The 7,938-nt window shown below is 60.2% G+C and carries 7 protein-coding genes; 4 read left to right on the top strand and 3 right to left on the bottom strand.

Going from position 1 to position 7,938, the window contains the following annotated elements:
- Positions 1-225: 225 nt before the first annotated feature.
- Positions 226-1,575 (bottom strand): SLC13 family permease, encoded by a 1,350-nt coding sequence (locus TY51_RS17520; protein WP_197054822.1) that lies wholly within the window; start codon positions 1,573-1,575, stop codon positions 226-228.
- Positions 1,576-1,871: 296 nt separating this feature from the next.
- Positions 1,872-2,786, bottom strand: coding sequence for a LysR family transcriptional regulator (locus tag TY51_RS17515; protein ID WP_042252033.1), 915 nt, complete (start codon positions 2,784-2,786; stop codon positions 1,872-1,874).
- 180 nt (positions 2,787-2,966) lie between these two features.
- Between TY51_RS17515 and TY51_RS17510 the strand changes: the two genes are divergently transcribed.
- The 3 genes from TY51_RS17510 to pyk are packed head-to-tail and all read left to right on the top strand — an operon-like array spanning position 2,967 to position 6,694.
- On the top strand, positions 2,967-4,040 hold the full coding sequence (locus TY51_RS17510) for a tartrate dehydrogenase (RefSeq protein ID WP_042252037.1): 1,074 nt from the start codon (positions 2,967-2,969) through the stop codon (positions 4,038-4,040).
- Positions 4,041-4,048: 8 nt separating this feature from the next.
- Complete coding sequence (locus TY51_RS17505; protein ID WP_042252031.1) at positions 4,049-5,305, top strand: glycerate kinase; 1,257 nt, start codon at positions 4,049-4,051, stop codon at positions 5,303-5,305.
- Positions 5,306-5,323: 18 nt separating this feature from the next.
- Entirely contained in the window at positions 5,324-6,694 is a 1,371-nt protein-coding gene (gene pyk / locus TY51_RS17500; RefSeq protein WP_197054821.1) for a pyruvate kinase, read from the top strand.
- Positions 6,695-6,703: 9 nt separating this feature from the next.
- Here pyk and TY51_RS21385 read toward each other — a convergent pair whose 3' ends face one another.
- The gene (locus tag TY51_RS21385) at positions 6,704-7,261 is read right to left on the bottom strand and encodes a BLUF domain-containing protein (protein ID WP_081995218.1); all 558 of its coding nucleotides are present in this window, start codon (positions 7,259-7,261) and stop codon (positions 6,704-6,706) included.
- Positions 7,262-7,809: 548 nt separating this feature from the next.
- Between TY51_RS21385 and TY51_RS17495 the strand changes: the two genes are divergently transcribed.
- Positions 7,810-7,938: transposase (locus TY51_RS17495; RefSeq protein WP_042252028.1), on the top strand; the 129-nt coding region annotated here is incomplete at its 3' end.

The raw sequence follows: 7,938 nt of genomic DNA, 5'->3' as shown, positions 1-7,938 counted from the left end.
GCGCGGCTATCCCGTGAATCAGCGATCGCGGTACCCGCGATCACCATATCTCTGAAAATGCAGCCTCTCGACTGCCGGGCGGCATCGACGCGAAGAGCCCTTTGCCGCCGTTCGTGTCGATGCCAGCGAATGCAGGTTCAGCAAAAGCACTATTGCCCCATTTGTGTGATAAGTCCTGCGCTGCAGCTGACGCAAAGCAGACAGTGATAACCACAGCCTTAGTCCCTAACCAGCCTGGGCGATAGAAAACGGCCGCAGGAGTGCTTCTGCGGCCGTTTTGGTGGGGTGGTGATCGATGCTTCTTACGGGAAGAACGGGAAGAGGATCGGCAGAAGGGTCATGCTGACGATGGTCGACACGAGGATCAGCGGCAAGCCCGCTTTGGCGTAGTCTTTGAAGGTGTAGCCCCCCTGGTCCAAGAACCATAACATTCGCAGGCATGCCGATAGGCGTGGCATAGGCAAGCGAACCGCCAATGACGATGGCCATCAGAACCGCACGCGGGTCGGCCCCGATCGTGGTCGAGATCGACAGGCCGATTGGCACCAGCAGAGCGGTGGTGGCGGTGTTCGACATGAAGTTCGTCAACGCTACCGCGATCAGGAAGATCGTCAGCATGATGAGGAACATCGGCGTGTCAGGTCCGAGAAGCCCCAGGACCGCGTTGGCGACTGCTGTTCCCGCCCCTGTCGTCTCCATTGCAGTAGCCAGGGAAAGTATGCCTCCAAACAGGAAGATCGTCCGAGCGTCGATTGACTGATATGCCTGCTTTTCAGTTATGACGCCGAACAAAATCAGGGCGATCGCGCCTATTGCGCCGGTCACGTGCAGGCGGATGCCGATCTGGCTTTCGAACACCATGCCTACGACAGTGATGATGAGAACGGCCAATGCCATGTTCTTTTTCCACTGTGGTATCTCGGGCTTAGAATGGCTGTCGGATGCCGTCGACAGGTCCTCGCCCTCCACCCTATGATCGGGAAGGAGCTTAAGGCCAATCGTGGCCATGAACAGAATCCCGGCCAGAAGCATCTGTAGCCCGATGTAACCGTATTCGAAGAAGCCGAACCGAAGGCCCTGCGGCTCAAGGGCGGCTTGAGCGATGAGGTTGCCTGGTGCCCCTATAAGGCTCAGGTTACCGCCCATTGCGGCCGCGAAAACAATGGGCAGCAACAACTTCGAGCGAGCGAAGCCTGACCGTGCGGCAATGCCGATCACGACCGGGATCAGCACTGCTGCGGTTCCGGTGTTCGAAAGCAGACCCGACATTAGCCCGGTGATGAGCATGATCGCCACGACAAGCTGGCGCTCCGTTCGCGCGAACCTTGTGACAAGACCGCCAATCTCGCTGGCCATTCCGGTCTGGAACAGCGCGCCGCCAATAATAAACATAGACACGAAGAGGATGACGTTGCTGTTAACAAAGCCCTCGAAGGCTTCAGCGGGGGTGAGAACACCCGTGATCGCCAGAGCGACGCAGACGATCATCGCCGTCAACGCCAAGGGGATACGTTCCCAGATGAACATGACGATTGCGAAGGCAAGAAGCAGAAGAGTGATGGTTGTCGGACTCATGGTTTCCTCCCGAAATCGCAAGCGGTTCTTTGACCTCATGCGGATAGAGGCCACTGGAGCGGTGGCGCGAGCTGGTATCTCGTTGCTTGCAGATGATCAGCAGGCAGCATCGGACGCGCTATGCGTCCGATGCGTCTTCAGATCATGCGTGCAGCACCGTCAAAATGATCATGGAAATCCTCCTCCCAAGGCTCCCTGACAGCTTGTCCTGAGAACAAGCCCTAGCTCCGCAGCATCTGGGCAGACCTGAAGAATTCCTACTTTAGTGAGATTATATAAATTTCTGCAACATTTGCTCAGGCGCTGCTTTCAATCTCCGACAGGTTCTGAGCCAGCACCGCCAGAAACGCGTCGCGGCGTGGATCGCGCGCGCCTCGGGCCCAAGCTGCTGCAAGGACCAGCTTGTTGCGGGTGGATCCATCTGGGACGGATAACGGAACAAAGGCGACGCCGGATACCGCGATGCGAGACACCCACCGCGGAACGATGGCCAGCCCCGCACCGGTTGCGACAAGGTTGACGATCGTGTGCTTCTCCTCAGCCACCTGGGCGATGCGCGCACCAAGGCCCGCATCAGTGAAGAGCTTGATTGTCAGGTCGTGCGAATGCGGCCTTGAACGTCGGTCCGGCACGATGAGCGGGGCATTGGAAAGATCCTGGATGGACAGCATCGACCGACCTGACAGCGGGTGGTCGTCTGGCAACGCGACGACGGCACTTTCGTAAAACAGGGTCTGAAACTGGATCTTCGGATCGCGGATGTCCGGCGGTCGGCAAAAGGCAATGTCGATACTGCCACTCAAAATCTTTGGTAGCAGATGGATTGTCTTCTGCTCGATCAACTGGATTTCGATCTCGGGGTGATGAACGCGCATGAGTTGGATGAGCTGCGGCATCAATCCGTTCGCTGCACTGTCGATGGCACCGACCTTCAGCAGTGGGCTTTCGCTGCGCCGCATTCCACGCAGCCGCTCCTCGAAACGATCGGCCTGGGCCACGAGGGCACGCGCATCCTCGAGAATGGCCTGTCCAGCTTCCGTCAGCGAAACGCTTCTTGTCGTGCGCAGGAAAAGCCGTGCCTCGAAACGATCCTCCAACAGCTTGATGTGGCGGCCAAGGGAGGCTGGCAGCATGTCGAGTGACTTGGCCGCTCTGCCGAAGTGCATCTCGTCGGCTGCTGCCAGAAAACATCGTAGCTGCAGAATATCCACGCCTCACCCCCATTATTGCACGTCTTTATATAATTCAGTGAAAATTGCTTCGCAGTCCATGAGCTTTGTAACCTGCCCACAGTGGACGCTGCAGAGCGCCGCGAATGGGAGGACTGCACGATGATGGATGATCACTCCGGCGACGCATTCGGCCAACAGCAACCGAATGTGGACGAGACCATGAAAACCTACAAGATTGCTGCCATACCCGCCGACGGCATCGGCCCCGAGGTCATCGCCGCCGGGCTCCAGGCCCTTGAAGTGCTGGCCCGTCGCGACGGGGGATTCACCTTTGACGTCACCGAGTTCGACTGGAGCTCAGAACGCTACAAGAAGACCGGTGCGCTGATGCCCGACGATGGGCCTGAGCAGCTCAAGGCCTTCGATGCGATCTTCTTTGGCGCGGTCGGTGCGCCGGACGTGCCGGACCACATCACTCTGTGGGGGCTGCGCCTTCCGATCTGCCAGGGCTTCGATCAATACGCAAACGTGCGGCCCACCAAGATCCTGCCGGGTATTCAGTCGCCGCTAGCCAATGTCGGACCGGGCGATCTTGACTGGGTCATCGTGCGCGAAAACTCCGAGGGCGAGTATTCCGGCCATGGCGGCCGTGCCCACAAAGGTCTGCCCGAAGAGGTCGGCACCGAGGTCTCGATCTTTACCCGCGTGGGCGTCACGCGGATCATGCGCTACGCCTTCAAGTTGGCGCAGTCCCGCCCGCGCAAGTTCCTGACGGTTGTCACCAAGTCGAACGCGCAGCGCTTCGGCATGGTCATGTGGGACGAGATTGCAGCCGAAGTGTCCAAGGAGTTCCCGGACGTGACGTGGGACAAGATGCTGGTCGATGCGATGACCGTGCGGATGGTCAAGAATCCGAAAAGCCTCGACACCATCGTCGCCACGAACCTCCATGCCGACATCCTGTCGGATCTGGCAGGAGCACTGGCCGGTTCCCTCGGTGTCGCGCCAACCGCCAACATCGACCCGGAGCGGCGCTACCCCTCGATGTTCGAGCCGATCCACGGCTCGGCCTTCGACATCACCGGCAAAGGGATCGCTAATCCGGTGGCCACCTTCTGGACCGCCGCCCAGATGCTGGAGCATCTTGGCGAGGCCAATGCCGCAACCCGCCTGATGCGCGCCGTCGAGAAGGTTTGCGCCGATGGTGTAATGACGCCGGATGTCGGCGGCACCGCCAATACTCAGCAGGTCACGGATGCCGTCTGCGACGCCATCCGCGGCGACAACATCTGAGGCCAAAGATGCGGGAGGAGGATGCAAAGGCTCTGCTGTTGCGGATGATGGACGCCGCGATCGCGGCGGCGGACCCGGCCACGGTCCTCCCCCGCCACCTGCCGGAGAAGCCGAGGGGTCGGTGCATCGTGGTGGGGGCGGGAAAATCCGCCGCCGCCATGGCTCGTGCCGTGGAAAAGGCCTGGCCAGATGTCAATTTGTCGGGCGTCGTCGTGACGCGCTACGGTCATGCGGTGCCAACGGATCGGATCGTGGTGCGTGAGGCGGCGCACCCGGTTCCAGATCAGGCGGGGATGGATGCCGCCGCCGAGATCCTGCGAACTGTCCAGCGGGCGGGGCCGGACGATCTGGTGCTGGCTCTGATCTCGGGAGGCGGATCAGCCCTCATGAGCCTCCCCGCAGCACCTTTGACATTGGACGACAAGATCGCTGTCAACCGCCTGCTGCTGGCCTCTGGTCTCGCCATCGATGACATGAATCGCATCCGCAGGCGCTTGTCGCTGGTGAAAGGAGGCGGCCTTGCACGCGCGGCCACACCGGCGCGGCTCGTGACGCTGGCGATCTCTGACGTGCCAGGGGATGACCCGGCCGCGATCGCCTCGGGACCGACTGTGCCTGACCCGATCAGCGCAGAGGACCTGTCGCATCTGGTCCGCAAGCTCGGCCCGTCCCTGCCCGAAGCCGCGCGCGCCATCCTGATGCGTGCGGCGGAGCCGCAGCCGGATTTCCCAGTGGACTACCGCCTGATCGCGACGCCCCTGATGTCGCTGGAGGCTGCGGCAGAAGTGGCCCGAGACGCTGGTGTCACCCCGGTGCTGCTTGGCGATGCCCTTGAGGGCGAAGCCGCACAAATGGGGACGGTGATGGCAGGGATTGCCCGCGCCATAGCCGCCTACGGCACGCCTATGAAGGCCCCTGCCGTTCTGTTGTCTGGCGGTGAAGCGACTGTAACCATAGGCGAGACGCCGCCGGGTCGCGGTGGGCGGAACACCGAGTTCCTCCTGGCGCTGGCCCAGGCTCTGAACGGCCACGCTGGTATCCATGCCCTCGCCGTCGACACCGACGGCATAGACGGAACGGAAGACGCAGCCGGCGCTATCATCTCGCCCCGAACACTCGGTGAGGCCAGACGCAAAGGCCTCACAGCCCACGACTTCCTCGCAAGGCACGACAGCTACAGCTTCTTCGATGCCCTCTGCGCGCTGCTGCGCACCGGCCCAACCATGACGAACGTCAACGACTTCAGAGCGATCCTCGTCGCCTGACCCATAAGGAAGAGCTCCATGATCCGTAACAGACGCGCCAAGATCGTGGCGACCGTCGGTCCCGCCAGTGCCGCCCCGGCCATGCTGCGCCAGCTCTTCGAGGCCGGGGTCGACACGTTTCGCCTCAACTTCAGCCACGGCGAGCACCAGAGCCATGCGGAGGTCGTCGCCGCGATCCGCGCGCTTGAGGCAGAGGTTGGCTTGCCAATCGGCATCCACCAGGACCTGCAGGGCCCGAAGATCCGCCTTGGCCGGCTGAAAGATGGTCGGCAGTCGCTCTCCCGGGGGGAGAAAGTCAGTTTCCTGCCGGACGCCACCTCTGCAGGGCCGGGTCCGCTGCCGCTGCCCCATCCCGAGATGTTTACGGCCATCCAGCTTGGCCACCGGCTGTTTATCGACGACGGACGGGTGCGTCTTCGTGTCCTCTCCGTCCGCCCCGACCAGATAGATGCAGAAGTGTTGGAAGGTGGGACCGTCAGCGACCGCAAGGGTGTCAATCTGCCAGACACAGTTCTTGATCTGCCGGTGCTGACGGCAAAGGACCGCAGCGACCTGGAGTTCGGTTTATCTCAGGGGGTAGATTGGGTCGCGCTGTCGTTCGTCCAGAAGGCTAGCGATCTGGACGAAATCACTCAGCTCGTGGACGGCCGGGCGGGATTGATCGCAAAGATCGAGAAGCCATCGGCTCTCAACGACATCGATGCGATTGTCCCCAGAGCCGATGCCGTGATGATTGCCCGGGGTGATCTCGGTGTCGAGATCCCGCCTGAGGACGTCCCCGCGCGGCAGAAGGGAATTATTGCGCTCTGCCGTCGCCACAGCCGCCCGGTCATTGTGGCCACCCAGATGCTCGAATCCATGACCTCCTCGCCCGCACCCACTCGGGCCGGAGCCTCGGACGTTGCGACCGCAATCTATGACGGAGCCGATGCCGTGATGCTGTCGGCTGAGAGCGCGACGGGGCCCTATCCGGTCGAGGCGAGTCGCGATCAGCCGGCCACGTCGGCGGACGTTATCGCCGATCATGGTGCGATGCTCGGCATCTCGCTCGGTGCCTCGGCGATTGTAGCCTACTCGCTGACAGGAACCACCGCAGCGCGTGTCGCCGCGCGGCGTCCATCGCTGCCGTTGCTGGCCCTGACGCGTGATGCTGCAGTTTCGCGGCGCATGGCACTTCTCTGGGGTGCCAGGGCGGTGACTGAGGATAGCGTCGTCGACTATGAAAGCATGGTCGACATAGCCATCACGATCTGCCGGGACGAGCTGAAGATCAGGCCGGCGGCCGTATCGTCGTGCTCTCCGGTGTGCCCTTCGGCCAATCCGGTAGCACGAACAATATTCGTGTCGCCACGCTTTCCTGAGCTCAGCCCAACGGAGGCGCCTTCATGACTGAAATTGCTATGATGCATGCACCGCGAGTGACCGCTTTGTCCCGCACGGCAGACCGTTGACCGCCATCCTGGTTCGTCCGCTAACAGCCAGCACTCTCCTTGACCGTAACCTTGTCATTCTAGGTGTAGCTCGATGAGTATGAAGCCGATTTTCTGCTAGGGCCTTGCACAGATCTTCGATGTCTGGCTGAGACAAGAGAGCAGGGTCGAATTTTCCGTCAATCAGGTAGTGCGATAAGATCTTTTTATACACAGTAGACGATTTGATGCAGTGCATGTCCCACCCTGAGAAAAGTCGAACCTCGGTTTCACAGGCCATCAGCACCCTAATATCCGTGTGTCGATAGTCATTTATGATGCGCGTAAGACATGCGGCAACGACTTCTCGGCCTCCTTCAAGAATTTGCAAAAAGTCTTCCGGTCCGCATACCAGCACACCGGTGATTTCATCACGCTTGTTATTGACGCAGGAGGTAAGCTGAATGTCGTCGCAAGCACTGGCGCTTAGGCCGCCATGGCGCGAGGTATAAACAAGTTTGGTAAGCAGTACTGCTTTATGAGCCATTCGGGATCCTCTCGTTTTTCATGAGATTTTCTTCGGAATCACGCCCTCGAATGCTGTATGAGTGACAACCTAAAACCACTTGTGGTTGCGATACTTATACGGCCCCGTCATATAGCGTAAAGAATTTCAGTGTCTTTCATCTATATAGAAGGCCTTACCGAATTAAAAATTAGTAGCGGCAAATGGATATATCAATTAAAGCGGGTCTAAGCCGTTTACCTCGGGTTAGAGCGGTAGCCATCAGGCGACTCGGCAGTCACCGGTAGGTCTGGGCCGCGTGGCGTGTCGGAGGCTGACTCGAACTGCCCTTCATCACAGGCCAAAGATCAACGTAAAGAGCCATTTTCGTCGATCCTGCCAAGTTCCCGAAAGGCTGCCAGGCAGCATCGACGCGAAGAGTCTAAAGGCTGTTCGCGTTGGCCGCTTGCTGTTGCTAGGGTCATGACCCGTTGATCTTGCGTCTGAGCTGCTCTGCCCCCTGAGAACTGGACCGTTTGAAGCTGGAGTTTTCGGCTAACCTTCCCTGGCTGGGAGAGGAGCGGAGAACGATGAAGGCATCGAAGTTCACGGAAGCGCAGAAGGCGTTCATCCTGAAGCAAGGCGAGGAAGGCACGCCGGTGGCCGAGGTCTGCCGCAAGGCGGGTATCAGCCAGGCGACCTACTTCAACTGGAAGAAG

Origin of the sequence: Paracoccus sp. PAMC 22219 (assembly GCF_000787695.1) — a bacterium.
Classification (GTDB): Bacteria; Pseudomonadota; Alphaproteobacteria; order Rhodobacterales; family Rhodobacteraceae; genus Paracoccus.
This window is presented reverse-complemented; position numbering and strand designations above follow the sequence as displayed.